This window comes from Micromonospora sp. CNZ322 (genome assembly GCF_007827755.1).
This window is the reverse complement of record NZ_VITD01000001.1, coordinates 972,602-992,397: the sequence shown is the minus strand read 5'-3', so window position 1 is coordinate 992,397 and position 19,796 is coordinate 972,602. Positions and strand designations below refer to the sequence as shown.

17 protein-coding genes are annotated in these 19,796 nt (G+C 71.7%); 9 read left to right on the top strand and 8 right to left on the bottom strand.

Annotated elements, in window-relative coordinates:
- Positions 1-45: 45 nt before the first annotated feature.
- The 8 genes from kdpF to FB453_RS04565 all read left to right on the top strand — a co-directional run bounded on the left by kdpF (position 46) and on the right by FB453_RS04565 (position 11,181).
- On the top strand, positions 46-135 hold the full coding sequence (gene kdpF / locus FB453_RS04600; RefSeq protein WP_036410889.1) for a K(+)-transporting ATPase subunit F: 90 nt from the start codon (positions 46-48) through the stop codon (positions 133-135).
- Positions 135-1,790: a potassium-transporting ATPase subunit KdpA gene (gene kdpA / locus FB453_RS04595; protein WP_145787704.1), complete on the top strand. Its 1,656-nt coding sequence runs from the start codon at positions 135-137 to the stop codon at positions 1,788-1,790. Before kdpF ends, kdpA begins: the two co-directional genes overlap by 1 nt.
- A gap of 20 nt (positions 1,791-1,810) precedes the next feature.
- Positions 1,811-4,006, top strand: coding sequence for a potassium-transporting ATPase subunit KdpB (kdpB, locus tag FB453_RS04590; RefSeq protein ID WP_145787702.1), 2,196 nt, complete (start codon positions 1,811-1,813; stop codon positions 4,004-4,006).
- Positions 4,006-4,887: a potassium-transporting ATPase subunit C gene (locus FB453_RS04585; RefSeq protein WP_145787700.1), complete on the top strand. Its 882-nt coding sequence runs from the start codon at positions 4,006-4,008 to the stop codon at positions 4,885-4,887. The genes kdpB and FB453_RS04585 overlap by 1 nt, the downstream gene beginning before the upstream one ends.
- A gap of 72 nt (positions 4,888-4,959) precedes the next feature.
- Complete coding sequence (locus FB453_RS04580) at positions 4,960-7,509, top strand: DUF4118 domain-containing protein (protein ID WP_145787698.1); 2,550 nt, start codon at positions 4,960-4,962, stop codon at positions 7,507-7,509.
- Entirely contained in the window at positions 7,506-8,186 is a 681-nt protein-coding gene (locus tag FB453_RS04575; protein ID WP_091395066.1) for a response regulator, read from the top strand. The genes FB453_RS04580 and FB453_RS04575 overlap by 4 nt, the downstream gene beginning before the upstream one ends.
- A 102-nt stretch (positions 8,187-8,288) precedes the next feature.
- Positions 8,289-10,304, top strand: a complete 2,016-nt coding sequence (locus tag FB453_RS04570) for an FAD-dependent oxidoreductase (RefSeq protein ID WP_486480149.1) — start codon at positions 8,289-8,291, stop codon at positions 10,302-10,304.
- Positions 10,305-10,425: 121 nt separating this feature from the next.
- Positions 10,426-11,181 carry a dienelactone hydrolase family protein gene (locus FB453_RS04565; RefSeq protein WP_112581761.1) on the top strand — a complete coding sequence of 252 codons (756 nt, stop codon included), beginning with the start codon at positions 10,426-10,428 and terminating at the stop codon, positions 11,179-11,181.
- Positions 11,182-11,197: 16 nt separating this feature from the next.
- Here FB453_RS04565 and FB453_RS04560 read toward each other — a convergent pair whose 3' ends face one another.
- The 8 genes from FB453_RS04560 to FB453_RS04525 all read right to left on the bottom strand — a co-directional run bounded on the left by FB453_RS04560 (position 11,198) and on the right by FB453_RS04525 (position 18,340).
- Positions 11,198-12,301, bottom strand: a complete 1,104-nt coding sequence (locus FB453_RS04560) for an L-dopachrome tautomerase-related protein (protein ID WP_145787696.1) — start codon at positions 12,299-12,301, stop codon at positions 11,198-11,200.
- A gap of 100 nt (positions 12,302-12,401) precedes the next feature.
- Entirely contained in the window at positions 12,402-13,283 is an 882-nt protein-coding gene (locus FB453_RS04555; RefSeq protein ID WP_145787694.1) for an SMP-30/gluconolactonase/LRE family protein, read from the bottom strand.
- Positions 13,284-13,303: 20 nt separating this feature from the next.
- Positions 13,304-14,245 (bottom strand): sugar kinase, encoded by a 942-nt coding sequence (locus tag FB453_RS04550; RefSeq protein WP_145787692.1) that lies wholly within the window; start codon positions 14,243-14,245, stop codon positions 13,304-13,306.
- The gene (locus tag FB453_RS04545; RefSeq protein WP_145787689.1) at positions 14,242-14,862 is read right to left on the bottom strand and encodes a bifunctional 4-hydroxy-2-oxoglutarate aldolase/2-dehydro-3-deoxy-phosphogluconate aldolase; all 621 of its coding nucleotides are present in this window, start codon (positions 14,860-14,862) and stop codon (positions 14,242-14,244) included. Before FB453_RS04545 ends, FB453_RS04550 begins: the two co-directional genes overlap by 4 nt.
- Positions 14,863-14,872: 10 nt before the next feature.
- Entirely contained in the window at positions 14,873-15,709 is an 837-nt protein-coding gene (locus FB453_RS04540) for a hypothetical protein (RefSeq protein ID WP_486480148.1), read from the bottom strand.
- Positions 15,706-16,851, bottom strand: coding sequence for a galactonate dehydratase (gene dgoD / locus FB453_RS04535; RefSeq protein ID WP_112603645.1), 1,146 nt, complete (start codon positions 16,849-16,851; stop codon positions 15,706-15,708). The genes FB453_RS04540 and dgoD overlap by 4 nt, the downstream gene beginning before the upstream one ends.
- A complete protein-coding gene (locus FB453_RS04530; protein WP_145787685.1) occupies positions 16,848-17,558 on the bottom strand; it encodes an FCD domain-containing protein in 711 nt (236 codons plus the stop codon). The genes dgoD and FB453_RS04530 overlap by 4 nt, the downstream gene beginning before the upstream one ends.
- Before the next feature lie 35 nt (positions 17,559-17,593).
- A complete protein-coding gene (locus FB453_RS04525) occupies positions 17,594-18,340 on the bottom strand; it encodes an SDR family oxidoreductase (RefSeq protein ID WP_145787683.1) in 747 nt (248 codons plus the stop codon).
- A gap of 159 nt (positions 18,341-18,499) precedes the next feature.
- Here FB453_RS04525 and FB453_RS04520 point away from each other — a divergent pair, with 159 nt between their 5' ends.
- Positions 18,500-19,795: an extracellular solute-binding protein gene (locus FB453_RS04520; protein ID WP_145787681.1), complete on the top strand. Its 1,296-nt coding sequence runs from the start codon at positions 18,500-18,502 to the stop codon at positions 19,793-19,795.
- Position 19,796: the final 1 nt, after the last annotated feature.

Here is a 19,796-nt window from a genome sequence, read left to right as displayed (position 1 = left end):
GCTGTTCGCAGTGCTCGCCCTGGTGGTCCGGGCGGTGGAGAAGCTGTGAACGCGGTCAACGCCGTCGGTCTGGTGCTCGCGGTCGTCCTGGGCGCGTTCCTGGTGTTCGCCCTGCTGTTCCCGGAGCGCTTCTGATGACCATGACAACAGCGGGCGTCATCTTCGTGTTGACGCTGGTGGCGGCCCTGGTCGCCGTCTACAAGCCGTTCGGCGACCACATGTTCCGGGCGGTCTCCGGCACGAAGCAGTCGCGGGTCGAGCGGGGCATCTTCCGACTGGTCGGGGTCAACCCGGCCGCCGAGCAGACCTGGGGCGTGTACGCCCGCAGCGTGCTGGCGTTCTCCGCGGTCTCGATCCTGTTTCTGTACCTGTTCCAGCGGGTGCAGAACCACCTGTGGCTGTCGCTGGGGTTCGACCCGGTGGTGCCGCACGGCGCGTGGAACACGGCCGTGTCGTTCGTGACCAACACGAACTGGCAGTCGTACTCGGGTGAGTCGACGATGGGCCACCTGGTGCAGATGGCCGGCCTGGCCGTGCAGAACTTCGTCTCGGCGGCGGTCGGCATCGCGGTGGCTGTCGCGTTGGTACGCGGCTTCGCCCGCAGCCGCACCGGGCAGCTCGGCAACTTCTGGGTCGACCTGACCCGGATCGTGCTGCGGATCCTGCTGCCGATCGCCGTGCTCGGCGCCATCGCGCTGATGATCGGCGGGGTGGTGCAGAACCTGTCCGGCGGCACCGACGTGAGCACGCTGACCGGCGGCACCCAGACCATCACCGGTGGTCCGGTCGCCAGCCAGGAAGTGATCAAGGAGCTGGGCACCAACGGTGGCGGCTTCTACAACGTCAACAGCGCGCACCCGTTCGAGAACCCCACCACCTGGACGAACTGGCTGGAGATTTTCCTGATCTTCCTGATCCCGTTCAGTCTGCCCCGGGTCTTCGGCCGGATGGTCGGCCAGAACCGGCAGGGCTACGCCATCGCCGCGGTGATGGGCATCCTCGCGTTCCTCAGCGTCGCCATCACCAACATCTTCGAGCTGGCCGGCCACGGCACGGTGCCGCAGGCGGTCGGCGCGGCGATGGAGGGCAAGGAGGTGCGGTTCGACGTGTCGAACTCGGCCACCTTCGCCGCCGCCACCACGCTCACCTCGACAGGTGCGGTGAACTCGTTCCACGACTCGTTCACCTCGCTCGGCGGCATGATGACGATGGTCAACATGATGCTCGGCGAGGTCGCGCCGGGCGGCACCGGCTCGGGGCTGTACGGCCTGCTCATCCTCGCGGTGATCACGGTCTTCGTGGCCGGGCTGATGGTAGGCCGCACTCCCGAGTACCTGGGCAAGAAGATCGGGTCTCGCGAGATTAAGTTCGCCTCGCTCTACTTCCTGATCACGCCGATCCTGGTGCTCGTCGGCACGGCGACGGCGTTCGCCACCGGCAACAACTCCACGGCGCTCAACGTCGGCTCGCACGGCCTCTCCGAGGTGCTGTACGCGTTCACCTCGGCCAGCAACAACAACGGCTCGGCCTTCGGCGGCATCACCGTCAACACCACCTGGTGGGACACCGCGCTCGGGTTGTGCATGCTGCTGGGCCGGTTCCTGCCGCTGATCTTCGTGCTCGCGTTGGCCGGCTCGCTGGCCCGCCAGGCACCCACCCCCGCGTCCGAGGGCACCCTGCCGACCCACCGACCGCTGTTCATCGGCATGGTCGTCGGCGTCACTGTGGTCCTCGTCGCGCTGACCTTCCTGCCCGCGCTCGCGCTCGGTCCGCTGGCAGAGGGGCTCTGACCATCATGAGGAACGAGGACATGTCCGTCACGTTCGCCCCAACAGAGCAACTCCCCGGCACGCCCGCCACCCAGGGCAACCGGATCGGCGGGGGCCTGCTCGACCCCAAGCAGTTGATCCGGTCCCTGCCGGACGCGGTACGCAAGCTCAACCCCAGCACGCTGTGGCGCAACCCGGTGATGCTGATCGTGGAGGTCGGTGCGGCCTTCACCACCGTCCTGGCGGTGATCGACCCGTCGGTGTTCGCCTGGGCGATCACCATCTGGCTCTGGCTGACAGTGGTCTTCGCCAACCTGGCCGAGGCGGTCGCCGAGGGTCGGGGCAAGGCCCAGGCCGCGACCCTGCGGCAGGCGAAGAAGGACACCATCGCCACCCGGCTGATCGACTGGAAGCCGGGCGCGCGGGCCAACACCTACCGCGATGAGGCGGTGCCGGCGCCGGACCTGCGTCAGAGCGACGTCGTGCTCGTCGAGGCGGGCGGCATCATCCCCGGCGACGGCGACATCGTCGAGGGCATCGCCAGCGTCGACGAGTCGGCCATCACCGGCGAGTCGGCCCCGGTGATCCGGGAGTCCGGCGGCGACCGCAGCGCGGTCACCGGCGGCACCAGGGTGCTCTCCGACCAGATCATCGTGAAGATCACCCAGAAGCCGGGGGAGAGCTTCATCGACCGGATGATCGCCCTGGTCGAGGGGGCCAACCGGCAGAAGACACCGAACGAGATCGCGCTGAACATCCTGCTCGCCGCGCTCACTGTCATCTTCCTGCTGGCCGTGGTCACCCTCCAGCCGCTGGCCATCTTCTCCAAGGCGTACCAGACGGCCGCACCGAACAGCGGGGCGATCACCGACGCCGGTGTCACCGGCGTGGTGCTGATCTCGCTGCTGGTCTGCCTGATCCCCACCACCATCGGCGCACTGCTCTCCGCCATCGGCATCGCCGGCATGGACCGGCTGGTGCAGCGCAACGTCCTGGCCATGAGCGGCCGGGCCGTCGAGGCGGCCGGCGACGTCAACACCCTGCTGCTGGACAAGACCGGCACCATCACGCTGGGCAACCGGCAGGCCGCCGAGTTCGTACCGGTCGAGGGGGTCGACCCCGCGGCGCTGGCCGACGCCGCGCAGCTGTCCAGCCTGGCCGACGAGACCCCGGAGGGGCGCTCGGTGGTCGTCCTGGCCAAGAACGAGTTCGGGCTGCGCGAGCGCGAGCCCGGCGTCATGCCGCACGCCACCTTCGTACCGTTCACCGCGCAGACCCGGATGAGCGGCGTCGACCTCACCCCGGACGCCAGCGTGGACGCCGGCGCGGTGGGCACGGCCCGCCGGGTCCGCAAGGGCGCCGCCGCCGCTGTGATGAAGTGGGTACGGGAGAACGGCGGCCACCCGACCGAGCAGGTCGGCGAGATCGTGGACGGGATCAGCGGCACCGGCGGCACCCCGCTGGTCGTCGCCGAGCACGTCGACGGTGCGCCCGCCCGCGCCCTGGGCGTCATCCACCTCAAGGACGTGGTCAAGTCCGGCATGCGGGAGCGGTTCGACGAGATGCGCCGGATGGGCATCCGAACCGTGATGATCACCGGCGACAACCCGCGGACCGCGAAGGCGATCGCCGACGAGGCCGGGGTGGACGACTTCCTGGCCGAGGCGACACCGGAGGACAAGCTCGCGCTGATAAAGCGGGAGCAGGAGGGTGGCCGGCTGGTCGCGATGACCGGTGACGGCACCAACGACGCGCCGGCGCTCGCGCAGGCCGACGTCGGGGTGGCGATGAACACCGGCACGTCGGCCGCCAAGGAGGCCGGCAACATGGTCGACCTCGACTCCGACCCGACTAAGCTGATCGAGATCGTGGAGATCGGCAAGCAGTTGCTGATCACCCGTGGCGCGCTGACCACCTTCAGCATCGCCAACGACATCGCGAAGTACTTCGCGATCATCCCGGCCATGTTCGCCGGCCTCTACCCGAGCCTGGACGCGCTGAACATCATGCGGCTGTCCAGCCCGGAGTCGGCGATCCTGTCCGCTGTCATCTTCAACGCCCTGGTGATCATCGCGCTGATCCCGCTCGCCCTGCGGGGCGTGCGGTACCGGCCGGCCGCCGCGGCGAAGCTGCTCAGCCGCAACCTGCTGGTCTACGGACTGGGCGGCATCATCGTGCCGTTCATCGGGATCAAGCTCATCGACCTGCTCATCCAGTTCATCCCGGGGATTTCGTGATGCGCCTACCCACCTGGATCGCCCAACACCTCGCCGCGCTGCGCGCCGTAGTCGTCTTCACTGTGCTGCTCGGCCTGGTCTACCCGCTGGCCCTGGTAGCGGTTGGTCAGCTGCCCGGCCTCAACCACAAGACCGACGGCTCGCTGATCTCCTCGGGCGGGACGACTGTCGGCAGTGCGCTGATCGGTCAGTCCTTCACCGACGCGGACGGCAACCCCGTCGCCCGGTACTTCCAGTCCCGCCCCTCCGCGGCCGGCGACGGCTACGACCCGACGGCCACCTCGGCCAGCAACCTGGGCCCGGAGAGCGTGGTCGACACCATCGCCACCGACCCGGAGGAATCCAGCGAGAGCCTGCTCACCCAGGTCTGCGGGCGCAGCAAGTCGGTCGGCGAGTTCAACGGCGTCGACGGCCGGCGCCCGTACTGCACCGACGACGGGGTGGGTGCCGTGCTCGCGGTCTTCCGCGCCGACGGTCTGACCGGCCCGGTCACCCGGGTGGTCAGCGTCAACCAGGCCGCCCCGGCCACGCCGTTCGTCAGCGAGTACCAGGGGGTGACGGTGGAGCCGGCCCAGCCCGGCGAGGACTACGTGGCCGCCGGCGGGGTGGTCACCCCGATCCGGGGCGACGCTCCCGCCGACCCGGCGGTGCCCGCCGACGCGGTCACCGCCAGCGCCAGCGGTCTCGACCCGCAGATCAGCCCCGCGTACGCCGAACTGCAGGTGAACCGGGTCGCGCGGGAGCGCGGCGCGGACCCGGCGGCGGTCCGCAAGCTGGTCGAGGAGCACACCGACGGGCGCGGGCTGGGCTTCCTGGGTGCGCCCGGCGTCAACGTGCTGGAGCTCAACCTCGCCCTCGACAAGCAGTTCGCGGCACGCTGAGCACCCTGGCGGGCGGGGCCGTGCCGACCGGCGCGGCCCCGCCCGTCCATCTGAGCAGGGAGGATGGTCCCCGTGCCACGCGGAGAACTGCGCATCTATCTGGGGGCCGCCCCCGGCGTCGGCAAGACGTACGCCATGTTGGAGGAGGCCCAGCGGCGGGCCGCGCGCGGCACCGACGTGGTGATCGGTTTCGTGGAGACCCACGGCCGCCAACACACCGCCGCGATGCTCGGCGACCTGGAGCAGGTGCCCCGCCGGACCATGAACTACCGGGGCGCGACGTTCACCGAGATGGACCTGGACGCGGTGCTGGCCCGCCGGCCACAGATCGCGGTGGTCGACGAGTTGGCGCACAGCAACGTGCCCGGTTCCCGGCACGACAAGCGCTGGCAGGACGTCCAGGAGTTGCTCGACGCGGGGATCGACGTGCTGTCCACTGTCAACGTGCAGCACCTGGAGTCGGTGAACGACGTCGTCGCGCAGATCACCGGCACCACCCAGCGGGAAACCGTGCCGGACGAGATCGTCCGCGCCGCCGAGCAGGTCGAGCTGGTCGACATGACCCCGGAGGCGCTGCGTCGGCGGATGGCGCACGGCAACATCTACCGACCCGACAAGATCGACGCGGCGTTGGGCAACTACTTCCGGGTCGGCAACCTCACCGCGCTGCGCGAGCTGGCGCTGCTCTGGCTGGCCGACAAGGTCGACGAGCAGCTCGACCGCTACCGCAGCCAGCAGGGGATCGCGGCCACCTGGGAGGCCCGGGAACGGGTGGTGGTCGCGCTGACCGGTGGCCCGGAGGGTGAGACGCTGATCCGTCGGGCGGCCCGGGTCGCGGCCCGCAGCAAGGGCGCCGACCTGCTCGCCGTGCACGTGGCCCGCAGCGACGGCCTGGCCGGCGCCGACCCGGCCCAGCTGGCCCGGCAACGAGTGCTGGTGGAGAGCCTGGGTGGCACATACCACCAGGTACTCGGCACCGACGTGCCGGCCGCGCTGCTGGACTTCGCCCAGGGCGTGAACGCCACCCAGTTGGTGCTGGGAGCCAGCCGGCGGGGTCGCCTCGCGCAGATCTTCGCCCGGGGCGTCGGGGTGACCACCACCGCGCTGTCCGGCTCGATCGACGTGCACCTGGTCACCCACAAGCAGGCCGGCAAGGGCCGTCGAGCTATGGCCGTGCCGGCGGCGCTGTCCCGACGCCGCCGGCTGCTCGGCTTCGGCCTGGCGGTGCTGGGCATGCCGCTGCTCACAGTGCTGCTGAGGACCCTGCCCGACCTGACGTTGACGAACGACATCCTGCTGTTCCTCGCCGGGGTCGTCGGGGTCGCGCTGGTCGGCGGGGTGTGGCCGGCCCTGGTGGCCGCGCTCGGCGGCTCGCTGCTGCTCAACTGGTTCTTCACCCCGCCCTACCGCACGCTGACCATCGCGGAGGCCGACAACCTGCTCGCCCTGGCCGTCTTCGTCGCCGTGGCGCTGGCGGTGAGCTGGGTCGTCGACGTGGCCGCCCGGCGTACCCGGGAGGCCGCCCGCGCCACCGCCGACGCGCAGACCCTCGCCGCTCTCGCCGGTGGCGTGCTGCGCGGCGAACGACCACTTCCCGCACTGCTGGAACAGCTCCGGGAGACCTTCGGGCTGCGTGCGGTAAGCGTCCTGGAGCTGGCCGAGGACGCCAGCGGGCGCCCCGAACGGGCCCGCGAGGAGCACGCCTGGCGTGTCGCGGCCAGCGTCGGCGAGAGCCCGCCATGCACCCCCGAAGGTGGTGAGACGACGGTGCCGGTCGACGACCGGATCACCGTCGTGCTCTGTGGCCGACGGTTGGAGGCCGCCGACCGGCGGATCGTCGAGGCGTTCGCCGCCCAGGCCGCCGTCGCGCTGCGCCAGGAACGGCTCGCCGAGGAGGCCGCCACCGCCCGGCCCCTGGCCGCCGCCGACCGGATGCGCACCGCGCTGCTCGCTGCGGTCAGCCACGACCTGCGTACCCCGCTGGCGTCCGCGAAGGCCGCCGTGACCAGCCTGCGCAGCCACGACATCGAGTTCGACGAGTCCGACCGCGAGGAGCTGTTGGAGACCGCCGAGGAGTCGCTGGACCGTCTCGCCCGGCTGGTCGGCAACCTGCTGGACATGAGCCGGCTCCAGGCGGGCGTGTTGGGCATCTCGGCGACCGCGATCGGCCTGGAGGACGCCGTACCCCTGGCGTTGGACGAACTTGGCCCGGCGGCCGCGACCGTCGGCACCGACATCCCGGCCGACCTGCCGGCCGCCACCGCCGACCCGGGCCTGCTGGAACGGGTGCTGGTCAACATCGTCGCCAACGCGCTGCGGTACAGCCCGCCCGATCAACCGCCGACGATCACCGCGAGCGCCCACGCCGGTCAGGTCGAGCTGCGGGTGATCGACCGGGGGCCGGGCATCCCGGAGGACCAGTGGGAGCACGTCTTCCTGCCGTTCCAACGCCTCGGGGACCGGGACAACCAGACCGGCGTCGGTCTCGGTCTTGCCCTGTCCCGGGGGTTGGCCGAGGCGATGGGTGGCAGCATCACCCCGGAGACCACCCCCGGCGGTGGGCTCACCATGGTGCTGCGGTTGCCGGCCGCGCCGACCAGCTCGGAGGGGCCGCAGGAATGACGCGCATCCTGGTCGTCGACGACGAACCGCAGATCCTGCGTGCCCTGCGGATCAACCTGCGCGCCCGCCGGTACGACGTGGACGTCGCCGGCACCGGGGCCGCCGCGTTGAAGGCCGCCGCCAGCCACCCGCCCGACCTGGTGGTGCTGGACCTCGGCCTGCCCGACATCGACGGCGTGGAGGTGATTCGGGGCCTGCGCGGGTGGACCACAGTGCCGATCATCGTGCTCTCCGGCCGGGCCGGCAGCGAGGACAAGGTCGCGGCGCTGGACGCGGGCGCTGACGACTACGTCACCAAGCCGTTCGGGGTGGAGGAGTTGCTGGCCCGCATCCGCGCGGTGACCCGCCGCCTCGGCGCGCCCAGCGACGCGGTGCCAGCCCTGCGGATCGGCCAGCACACAGTCGACCTGGCCGACCACAGCGTGCTGCGGGACGACGGCACCGAGGTCAAGCTGACCCCCACCCAGTGGAGCGTGCTGGAGAAGCTGCTGCGTCACCCCGGCAAGCTGGTCAGCCAACGTCAGCTCCTCCAGGACGTGTGGGGGCCGGAATACCAGAACGAGACGAACTACCTGCGGCAGTACCTGGCCCAGCTGCGGCGCAAGCTGGAGGACGACCCGGCCCGCCCCCGCCACCTCATCACCGAGCCGGGAATGGGTTACCGCTACCGGCCGTGAACCGTTGACACCCGCCGGCAGAGATTGAAGAATTTCTTTCGCAGCGGCAGCGGCGTGCTTCTGTAACCGTCCCCTTCACCGGTTACCCCTCGGGAGCTCGCCGTGTCAGTGCCCCTGCCCCTGTCCCGTCGTCGGCTGCTGGTCGCCGGCGGTGCCGGCCTCGTCCTGGCCGGTCTCACCGACCCGTTCCGGGCCGCCCCCGCCCGAGCCGCCGTCACCACTGCCGACCTGGTCGTCTACGGCGCCACCTCCGGCGGGCTGGCCGCCGCGATCACCATGCGCCGACTCGGCCGCACCGCCGTGGTGGTGGAGCCCACCGGCCACGTCGGCGGGTTGAGCACCGCCGGGCTGGGTGCCACCGACACCGGCGTCCAGGCGTCCATCGGCGGGCTCGCCGCCGAGTTCTACCGCCGGGTGTACGTGAAGTACCACGGCGGAACCCTCACGCCGACGTCGCCGCTACGGATGACCTTCGAACCGCGCGTCGCCACCGCTGTCTTCGCCGAGATGCTGGCCGAGGCGGGCGTCCCGGTGGTCGTCGACGCCCGGCTGTCCGGCCTCGGTCGAACCGGGAACCGGATCACCGAGCTGCGCACCGAGGACGGGTCGATCTACCGGGGCGGGGTGTTCGTCGACGCCACCTACGAGGGCGATCTGCTGGCCATGGCCGGGGTGGGGTTCACCGTCGGGCGGGAGTCCAACGACACCTACGGTGAGACGATCAACGGGGTGCAGTCACGCAACACCCACCAGTTCGCCTACCCCGTCGACCCGTACGTGACTGCCGGCTCGCCCGCCAGTGGGCTGCTGCCGGGCATCTCCGCCACCCCGCTCGCCCCGCAGGGCAGCGGCGACGACAAGATCCAGGCGTACTGCTTCCGGATGTGCCTGACCCAGGCGGCCAACCGGATCCCGTTCGGCAAGCCGTCCGGTTACGACCCGGTCCGTTACGAGCTGCTGCTGCGGCACATCCAGGCCGGCTACACCGGGCCGTACTTCACCACCCACTCGGTCGGCGGCGGGAAGACCGACTCCAACAACAACGGCGCCGTGTCGACGGACAACATCGGCTTCAACTACGCGTACCCGACGGCGAGCTGGGCGACGCGGGAGAGCATCATCGCCGAGCACCGCACCTACCAGCAGGGGCTGATGTGGTTCCTGGCCAACGACCCCCGACTGCCGGCGTCGGTCCGCGACTCGACGGCCCGCTGGGGGCTGCCGGTGGACGAGTTCACCGGCACCGGCGGCTGGCCGCCGATGCTCTACATCCGCGAGGCACGCCGGATGATCTCCGCGTACGTGATGACCGAGGCCGACTGCCGGGGCCGGGTACGCGCCACCGACTCGGTGGGCCTGGCCAGCTACACGATGGACTCGCACAACTGTCAGCGGGTGGTCGTCGACGGCAGGGTGCGCAACGAGGGGGACGTGCAGATCGGCGTGCCGGCGCCGTACCCGGTGAGCTACCGCGCGATAGTGCCGCACCAGGCGCAGTGCGCGAACCTGCTGGTGCCGGTCTGCCTCTCGTCGAGCCACATCGCGTACGGCTCGATCCGGATGGAACCCGTGTTCATGATCCTCGGGCAGGCGGCGGCCACTGCGGCGTCCCTGGCGCTCGCCGGGAACCTCGCCGTACAGGCCGTCTCCGTGCCCGCCCTCCAGACCCGGCTGCGCCAGGACGGCGCGGTGCTGGAGTGGGGCTCCACCAGCGAGGTGATCCTGGACAACGCCGCGTCCAGCGGGATCACCCGGGCCGGGACGTGGCTGCGCAGCACCAGCATCGGCGGCTACTACGGCCCGGACTACGAGCACGACGGCAACACCGCCAAGGGCGTCAACCGGCTGCGGTTCCGCCCTTCACTGCCCGCCTCCGGGTCGTGGACAGTGCAGTTGCGCTGGACCGCGGATCCGAACCGCGCGACGAACGTGCCGGTGGACATCGCGTACTCCGGGGGGTTGGTCACCCGGACCGTCAACCAGCGACAGTCCGGCGGCCAGTGGGTGCCGTTGGGCACCTATCAGTTCACTGCGGGCAGCGACGGAAGCGTGCTGATCCGCACCGAGGACACCGACGGCCACGTGGTCGCGGACGCGGTCCGCTTCGTCCGCGCCTGACCGGCGTCGGATCTGGGCCCGATCGACTTCTTGACGCCGCGTTCACGCGGCTGCCCGCCGAGGGTGCCGATACGGCGAGTAACGTTCCGAACGGACCAAGATCGGCGTACGAGGAGGCACGGTGCTGACGACGACGGTGGACATCCCGACCAGTGACGGAGTGGCGGACGCGAGCCTGACCCGACCGGACGGCGAGGGCCCCTTCCCGGCGGTGCTGCTCTTCATGGACGCCTTCGGGCCGCGCCCCCGCCTGGTCGAGATGGCCGAGCGGATCGCCGAACGCGGCTACCTGGTGCTGACGCCCCACCTGTTCTACCGGGCCGGCCGGGCACCGCTCTTCGACCTGTCCCGCCTCGGCGAGGCCGACCAGCGCGCCGCCCTCTTCGAGAAGATCATGCCGCTGGTCGGCGTGTTGACTCCCGACGTGATCAACCGAGACACCGCCGCGTTCCTCGACTTCCTGGCCGCCCGCGACGACGTGCGGCCCGGCCCGGTCGCCATCACCGGTTACTGCATGGGCGGCACGAACGCGCTGCGGGCCATCGAGGCGCATCCGGACCGCATCGCCGCGATCGCGAGCTTCCACGGCGGGCGGATCGTCACCGAGGCGCCGGACAGCCCACACCGGGGCGTCGCCTCGATCACCGGCGAGGTGTACTTCGGGCACGCCGACGCCGACCAGTCGATGACGCCCGAGCAGATCGCCACGCTGGAGAAGGCGCTCGACGCCGCGGGCGTGCGCTACCGCTCCGAGGTGTACACCGGGGCGCACCACGGCTACACCATGGCCGACACCCCGGCGTACGACGAGCAGGCCACCGAGCGTCACTGGGCCGCCCTGTTCGACCTCCTGGACCGCACCCTGCCCGTCAGCTGACGGGCGCGTCGGCCGCTCAGCGGCGCAGCAGGACCGGGCCGGCGTCGATGCGGGTGCGGAACAGCGCGTACGGCTTGCGCCGCAGGTCCTTGCCCCGCTGGTACTGCGGCTGCCGGTGCAGTTGGTTGGCGGTGACGTAGAGGTACCCGTCGGTGGCCACCGACATGGTGTCCGGCCAGAGCAGTCGTGGGTCGTGCACCAGGGTCTCGTACTCGCCGTCGGGCAGTCGGCGCAGCACCGCGTTGTGCTCGTACGAGGTGAGGTAGAGCCGTCCGGCGTCGTCGCTCTCCAACCCGTCCGAGGCGGTGCCCCGGTCGCCTTCGTCGACCACTGTGGCGGCGACCGCCTCCTGGGTGACGCCCGGGTCGGCCAGCGCCTCGGTGGACACGCTGTGCAGGCGCCGGGAGGCCAGCGGGCAGTAGTAGAGCCGATCGCCGTCGGCGGAGATGGCGATGCCGTCGGAGCCCATGCTCACCGGCTTCGGCGGGCCGTCGGCCGGCCGTTCGAGGAACGGTCGGCCCTCGACCACCGGCCGGAACGACGTCAGCGGCTCCGCCTTGGTGGACGGGTGGTCGTGCAGCCGCCGCCAGGAGGCCCCGCTGGCCAAATCCACCACTATGATCCCGTTCGGCCCGGAGTCCGCGGAGTCGGTGATGTACGCGATCCCCGCCTCGCCCCGCCGCAGGTCGAAGCGGACGTCGTTGAGGTACGTCGTCGGCAGCGCCACGTCCACCGGGAAGGTGATCACCTGGGCGACCGTGTCGGTGTCCAGGTCGATCCGGACCAGCTTTGGGCCGCCCGGCTTGGTGGGCTGGAACATCGGGCTGCCGGTGTCCAGCACCCAGAGTCGGTCGGCCGGGTCCACCACGATGCTCTGCACCGAGACGAACGCGCCCGCGTCGTCGTCGCCGGACGGGTCGTTCCAGGCCTGGTCGGGGTAGGGCACCTCCCGGCCGTCGCGCAGCTCGACGACGGTGGCCGGCACCTCGTCGCCCCACTTCGGGAAGTTGACAAAGATCCGGCCCCGGTGCGAGACGCTCACACCGGTCGGCATCGGGCCGGTGAAGGTGTGCACCAGCTCCAGCTCGCCCATCGGCTCGTCGCCGACCGGCCCGTTCATGACGTCCGCCCCACGGTGCTCATCGGCTCGCTCCCTACCGGTCGGCTGTTACGGCGCTTCGGTGCGGTTGTTCCCGCCCTGGCGTCCGATATGCCTCCGATCAGGTCGCTGGTGCGCCGGCCCGCGCGGCGGGCAGGCCGGGCACCGCTACGTCCACCGCGAGCAGCGCGCCGTCCTGCGGGCCCGCCGAGTCAAGCCCCACCCGGGCGGTGCCGATGAAGAGTCGCCGCAGGTCGGGGCCGCCCAGGCAGATGCCGGCCGGCTGCTTGGCCGGCAGCCGGATCTCCCGGTCGAGGGTGCCGTCGGGCCGGTAGCGGCGTACCGCGGAGCCGCCCCACAACGCGATCCATAGGTGGCCGGCCGCGTCGAGCGTCATGCCGTCCGGGCCGCCGTCGGCGGGGGACAACCGCAGGAACGGCTCCCGCCCGCTCAGGTCACCGGTGGCGGGGTCGACGGTGAACCGGTCGATCTCGCCGCGCGGGGTGTCGGCCAGGTACATGGTGGTGCCGGTCGCGTCGAACGCCGGCCCGTTCGGGATGGTCAGCCCGGTCACCGCGGGGACCGGCTCGGCGCCCGGGGTGAGGCGGAACAGCGTGCCTCCGCCGGGCACCATCGCGTACGTCATGCTGCCGGCCCAGAAGCGGCCGTGCGGGTCGGCGACCGCGTCGTTCATCCGGGTCGGCTCCGCCGCCTCGGCGACCAGTTCGGCGACCGGGCGGGGGTCGCCGGTGGCGGGCAGCACCGTGACGCCGGTCCCGGCGGCGGCCAGCCAGTCGCCCGGTCGGTCGGCCACCGGGGCGACCGCGCCGAGCGGCACGTCCAGGCGGCGTAGCTCCCGCAGCGGGGTGGGGGCGTCGCCGTCGGTCTCCAACAGTCGCCCGGCCAGCAGGTCGACGAGGACCAGCCGGTCGTCGACCCAGCGCAGGCCCTCACCCAACTCCAGCCGGTCGGTGCTCCAGACGGTCGGCTCGGTCAGCTCCATGGTGCTCCTCCAAAAGATCGTCAGCGGACCGTACCGCCGGGGCCGTGGTCGAGCAGCGCCAGCTCGGCCCGGTCGGGCAGGCCCTCCCAGTCGCCCCGGCTGGCGACCGCGAACGCGCCGGTGGTGACGGCCCGGTCCAGTCGGGCCGACGCGTCGACGCCGTCGAGCCAGCCGGAGAGCAGCCCCGCGACGAAGGCGTCGCCCGCGCCGACGGTGTCCACCACCGGCACCGTCCGGGCTGGACGGTGGATGGTGCCGGTCGCGCTGTGGCTGGTTGCTCCGTCGGCGCCGTGCTTGACCACGACCTCGGTGACGCCGGCCGAGAGTAGCGCCGGGGCCGGGTCGGTCGCGTCGGTGAGCACCGCCAACTCGTCGTCGGAGGCGATCACCAGGTCGATCGAGGGCAGCAGCGGGCGCAACGCGGCGGCGGCTTCGGTGACAGACCAGAGCCGGTTGCGGTGGTTGACGTCCAGGCAGATCGTGCTGCCGGCGACGCGGGCGCGCCGTACGGCCTCCACCACCGCCTGGTACGGCTCGACGCCGAGCGCGCAGGTGATGCCGGTGACGTGCAGCAGCCGGGGTGGCGGCCCGGGCGCGTCGAAGACCCGGGTCACGTCGGCCGGGCCCAGCCGGGAGCCGGCCGAGAAGGAGCGGTGGTAGGTGACCCGGTTGATGTCCGCGACACGATTCTCGAAGAGGATCAGGCCGGTGGGGGCGACCGCGTCGACCCGGGACCAGGTCAGGTCGACACCCTCGGCGCGCAGCGTACGGCGGACCAGCTCGCCGGGCTCGTCGGCGCCGGTGACGCCGACCCAGGCCGCCCGGTGGCCGAGCCGGGCCACGCCGATCGCCACGTTCGACTCGGACCCGGCGACGGAGATGCCGGCGGTACCACCCAGTCGCAGTGGGCCGGTGGTGCGGAACGCCGCCATCGTCTCGCCGAGCGTGAGCAGGTCGGTCATGGCCGGACCGCCGCGAGGAAGGCCGCGGCGCGCTCGCGCAGCGCCGCCGTGTCGCCGCCTCGGACGGCGTCGCCGAGCAGCGGGGAACCGACGCCGACAGCCGTCGCACCCCGGTCGAGGTAGCGCCGAGCACCGTCAGCGTCGACACCACCGACCGGCACGAACGCGGTACCGGGGAACGGGTCCCGCAGAGCGCCGAGGTAGTCGGGCCCGCCGAGCGAGGCCGGGAAGAGCTTGATCGCGGTGGCCCCGCCGTCGGTGGCCTGCACCACCTCGGTGGGGGTGAGGGCGCCGGCGAGCACCGGCAGCCCGAGCCGGCCGCCCTCGGCGAGGCTCGCCGCGATGGCCGGGGTGACCAGGAAACCGGCGCCCGCGTCGGCCGCCGCGCGGGCGTCCTCGACGCTGAGCACGGTGCCGGCGCCCAGGGCGAAGTCGGGCCCGAGGGCGGCCCGGGCGCGGCGGATGACGCCGAGGGCGTCGGCGCTGGTCATCGAGACCTCGACCAGTGCGACGCCGCTCTCGGCCACCGTGAGTACGGCGGTCAGCGCGGCGTCCGGGTCCGGGCCGCGCACGATGGCCAACAGCCGGTGGGTACGCAGCTCGTCGAGCAGGTTCATCACGGTGTCCTCAGTGGTTGCGGTGGGCGGAGATGGTGAGTCGCCAGGTGACCTGGCCGGTGGGCGGGACGACCGCCGCGTCGGAGGGACCGGCGTCGGCCAGGTCGAAGGCCGCGCCGAGCATCGGTTCGATGCCGACGCTGCGGTAGGGGCCGTTCGCCGGCCAGCCGCCCAGGTTGCGCCAGAGCGCGGTGCTGCGGGGTTGGTCGGCGCACTCCAGGTCCAGAGTCAGCCGGTCGGCTCCGTCGATCACCTGGACCCGGGCGCAGTCGAGCAGCACCGCGCCGAGCGCGGTCCCGTCGTCCGGCCCGAACATGTCCAGGGTCAGCCCGGCCGGGGCCGGCCACGGCCCGGTCAACCACGGGTCGCCGGTGGGCCAGCTGCCCGCTGGCAGGAGCGCGGCGGCTTCCGGGTGCAGCCGGGTCGGGGTGCCGGCGGGCGCGTCGAGGCGGGCGGCGGGGGAAAGGTCGAGCAGGGCGTGCGCGGCCCAGACGAACCGGTACCCGGGGTCGGCGGCCAACCGGTAGTCGGCCACCACCACGCCGTCGGATTCGATGATCCGGCGGGTGAGGGTGAACGTCGGTCGCTCGATGACCGCGGTGCCGGGGCCGCCGTCGCGCCACGGCCGCGACCACACCTCGCCGTGGTCGGGCTCGCCGCGCACGGTGGGCAGGCACTCCTCCAGGCCACCGGCGTCGACGAACGCGTCGTCGGGGCGTACCTCGTGCCGGCCGGGTTCCGGGCCACGCCACAGCCACTCCCGGCCGCCACCGCGCAAACTCGTCCACCGACCGCCGTGCGCCGCGTCGTACGCCACCCGCAGGGCCACCGGCCGCGCGCCGGTCACCACTCGGCAAAGGACCCGTCGGCGTGCTGCCAGACCGGGTTGCGCCAGGCGTGTGGGGTCTGGGCGGCCTTGCGGACCGCCACCTCGTCGACAGTGATGCCCAGACCGGGCCGGTCGAGGCGGGCGATGTGCCCGTCCACGAACCGGAACGGCTCCGGGTCGACCAGGTAGTCCAGCAACTCCGAGCCGGCGTTGTAGTGGATGCCGATGCTTTGCTCCTGGATCAGGAAGTTCGGCGTCGCGAAGGCCACCTGGAGGCTGGCCGCCAGGGAGATCGGGCCGAGCGGGCAGTGCGGGGCGAGCAGCGCGCCGTACGTCTCGGCCAGCGCGGCGATCCGGCGGACCTCGGAGATGCCACCGGCGTGCGACAGGTCCGGTTGAACCACGGCGACCCCGGCCTGCAACGGGCCGAGGAACTCGGACCGACCGTAGAGCCGTTCGCCGGTGGCCACCGGGATCGGCGTGCTGGCGACGATGTCGCGCAGGTGGTGAGCCTGATCGGGCAGGACCGGCTCCTCCACGAAGAACGGGCGCAGGGCGGCCAGCTCGGGCAGGATTCTGCGTACGGCGGCCATTCCGGCGCGACCGTGGAAGTCCACAGCGATGTCCCGGTCGGGGCCGAGCACCTCGCGGGCGGCGGCCACCCGGCCGATGACCGCGTCCACTTCGGCCGCTGTGGGAATCGGCGAGAGCCGCCCGCAGGCGTTCATCTTGACCCCGGTCAGGCCGGCGGCGACCTGCGCGGCGGCGGCTTCGGCCACCTCGCCGGGTTCGTCCCCGCCGATCCACGAGTAGATCCGCACCCGGTCGCGTACGTGCCCGCCGAGCAGCGCGTGCACCGGCGCGCCGTACGCCTGCCCGGCGATGTCCCAGAGCGCCTGGTCGAGGCCTGCGACCGCGCTGGAGAGGATCGGGCCGCCCCGGTAGAAGCCGCCCTTGGTGAGCACCTGCCAGTGCTGCTCGATGCGCAGGGGATCCGCACCGATCAGATATTCGGAGAGCACCTCGACCGCGCTGCGCACCACCTCGGCGCGGCCCTCGACCACCGGCTCACCCCACCCGACCAGCCCGTCGTCGGTCTCCACCCGGCAGAACAACCACCGTGGCGCGACCAGGAAGGTCTCGATCCGCTCGATCTTCACTGACTGCCCCTTCCTCCCCGTGCCTTCTCGACGTCGCGGACGGCCTTGTCCAGCAACTCACGCATGGCGGTCTCGGCCGCCGTCTCGTCCCGTTCGCGCAGCCCGTCGACGACCGCACGGTGGCTGGGCACCGGGTCGTCGTGCGCGTCACCGCCGTGCACCAGCCGGTCCCGTTCGGCGAGCCCGGTCTCCATCACCACCTCCATCCGCTCCAGCAGCTCGTTGTGGGTGGCGGCGAGCAGCGCGCGGTGGAAGGCGAGGTCGGCGGCGATGGCGGCGGCGGGATCACCGATGGCGTCGGTCATCTCGGCGAGTGCCTGATCGAGGGCGGCCAGGTCGTCCTCGGTCGCACGGGTGGCGGCCAGCCGCGCGGCGGCGGGCTCGATGATGGCGCGTACCTCGTGCAGCTTTTCGAGCAGGCGCTCGTCGGGGCCCTCGGCGAACTGCCAGCGGATCACGTCACCGTCGAGCAGGTTCCAGTCCGCGCGGGGCCGCACGAAGGTGCCGCGCTTCTGCCGGGCGTCGACGATGCCCTTCGCGGAGAGGACCTTCAGCGCCTCGCGGAGCGCCGTCAGGCTGACGCCGAACTCCTCCTGCAACGCGACGATGTTCAGGGTCGCGCCGACGGCGATCTCGCCGGTGAGGATGCGACGGGCGATCGCTTCGACGGTCTGCCCGTGGACGCCGCGGCGTGCGTACTGTGCCAATGCTCCTGGCCTTTTCGCTGGTCGGTATCGATCTCTCAGGCCGAGGCTTTCACCGCTGTCCAGCCACCGTCCACCACGAGGCTCGCGCCGGTGACGTAGGCGGCGTCCGGCGAGGCGAGGAAGGCGACAGTGGCGGCCACCTCGTCCGGTGTGCCGAAGCGCTTCGCGACGGTCTCCGCGATGCTGCGCTGGCGGTCCTCTTCGGACACGTCGGCCCAGGCGGCGGTGAGGATCGGCCCGGGCAGCACGGTGTTGACCCGGACCTGCGGGCCGTACTCGACGGCGAGTTGGCGGCCGAGCGCGACCAGGCCGCCCTTGGCAGCGGCGTACGCGGGCCGTCCGGGCAACCCGACCAGCGCGTGCACCGAGGAGATCAGCACCACCGCGCCCGAGCGTGCCCGCAGGTCGTCCAGGCAGGCGCGAACGCCGAGGAACGAGCCGGTGAGGCTGACGCCGAGCTGGTGGTCCCAGGACTGCCGGCTGGTCTCGTGCGCCGGGGCGACCCGCACGGCGTACGCGGTGCTGACCAGGATGTCGACCGGGCCGAGGCGGTCCCGTACGGCGCTCACGGCGGCCGTCCAGTCGGCCTCGTCGCTGACATCACCCATTACGGACAGTGCGCGGTCGCCCCGCGCGGTCAGTTCCGCAGCAAGTGGGGCCGGGTCGGCCACGTCGAGCAGCGCGACCGCTGCCCCCTCGGCGGCGAGTCGCCGGGCGATGGCCGTGCCGATACCACCCATCGCACCGGTGACCAGCGCGTTCTTGCCCTCGAGCCGACGCATAAGCTGATCCACCTGACCCTCGCCTTGGTCTCGTCTAATCATTAATTACGAAGATATCTTGACAGTCGGCGACGGCCGATGCAACCTTCTCGTCACAGCATTCACATGGACGACACATCGCGTGGTGACGCTGAGTGTCGTAAAGGAAGGGATACCTCCGTGAGCGACTTCGACCCCGGTCGCCGGCGATTCCTTGGCCACCTTGGGCTCGCCGGCCTGGGCGCGCTCGGCGCCAGTTCGTTCCTCAGCGCCTGCGCCAGCTCCGCCAGCGGGCCGACCACGAGCAACGGCTCGGGCGCGGTCACCATCCAGTCCAACCTCTCCTCGCCGCAGGCCAAGGCGGCGATGGAGAAGCTGATCGAGACCTTCAACGCGCAGGGCAAGGGCACGGCGAGCCTCAACACGATCGCCTCGGAGACCTTCCGCACCCAGCTGGCGACCTACCTGACCTCGGCCAACCCGCCGGACCTCTACACCTGGTACGCGGGCTCGGTCGCCAACGACTACGCCAGCAAGAACCTGCTGCTGGACGTCTCCGAGGTGTGGAAGTCACTGGACGACTACCCCCAGTCGCTGCGCACCCTCTCCACCGACGCCAGCGGCAAGCAGATCTTCGTGCCGATGAACAACTACTGGTGGGGCTTCTTCTACCGCAAGTCCAACTTCGCCAAGTGGGGCGTGCAGGAGCCGAAGACGTGGACCGAGTTCCTGGCGCTCTGCGAGACGCTGAAGAGCAAGGGCATCCCGCCGATCGGCATCGGCCTCGGCGACACCCCGTGGGTGGCCTCGGCCTGGTTCGACTACCTGAACATCCGGATCAACGGCGCGCCGTTCCACCGCGAGCTGCTCGCCGGCAAGCAGCGCTTCGACGACCCGAAGGTCAAGGCGGTCTTCACCCGCTGGCGCGAGGCCCTGCCCTACTTCGACCCGAAGGGCAAGGCGTACCCGTTCCAGGAGGCGACCACCGCGCTGCTGGCCGGCAAGACCGGCATGTTCCTGATCGGCACCTTCTTCGCCGACGCCGCACCCAAGGACGCGCTCGGCGACCTGGACTTCTTCCGGTTCCCGATCATCGACCCGGCGGTGCCGCTGGCCGAGGAGGCGCCCACCGACGGCTTCTTCGCGAGCGCGAAGACCGCCAACCCGACCGGCACCAAGGCCCTGCTCAGCTACCTGGCCGGGGTCGAGGCTCAGGAGGCGTACGTCAAGGCCAGCTCCGGCATCGTGCTGCCGGCCAACCCCAGGGCCAAGGCGTCGGACTCGCCGCTGGTCGTCAAGGGCAAGGCGATGTTGGACGAGGCCAAGGAGCTGACCCAGTTCTTCAACCGCGACTCCAGCGACGCGCTCCAGCCGACCGCGGACACCGCGCTGACCAAGTTCATCGACAAGCCGGACCAGATCGACGCGATCCTGCGGGAGTGGCAGGCCGGCGCCGAGAAGGTCTTCAAGGGCTGAC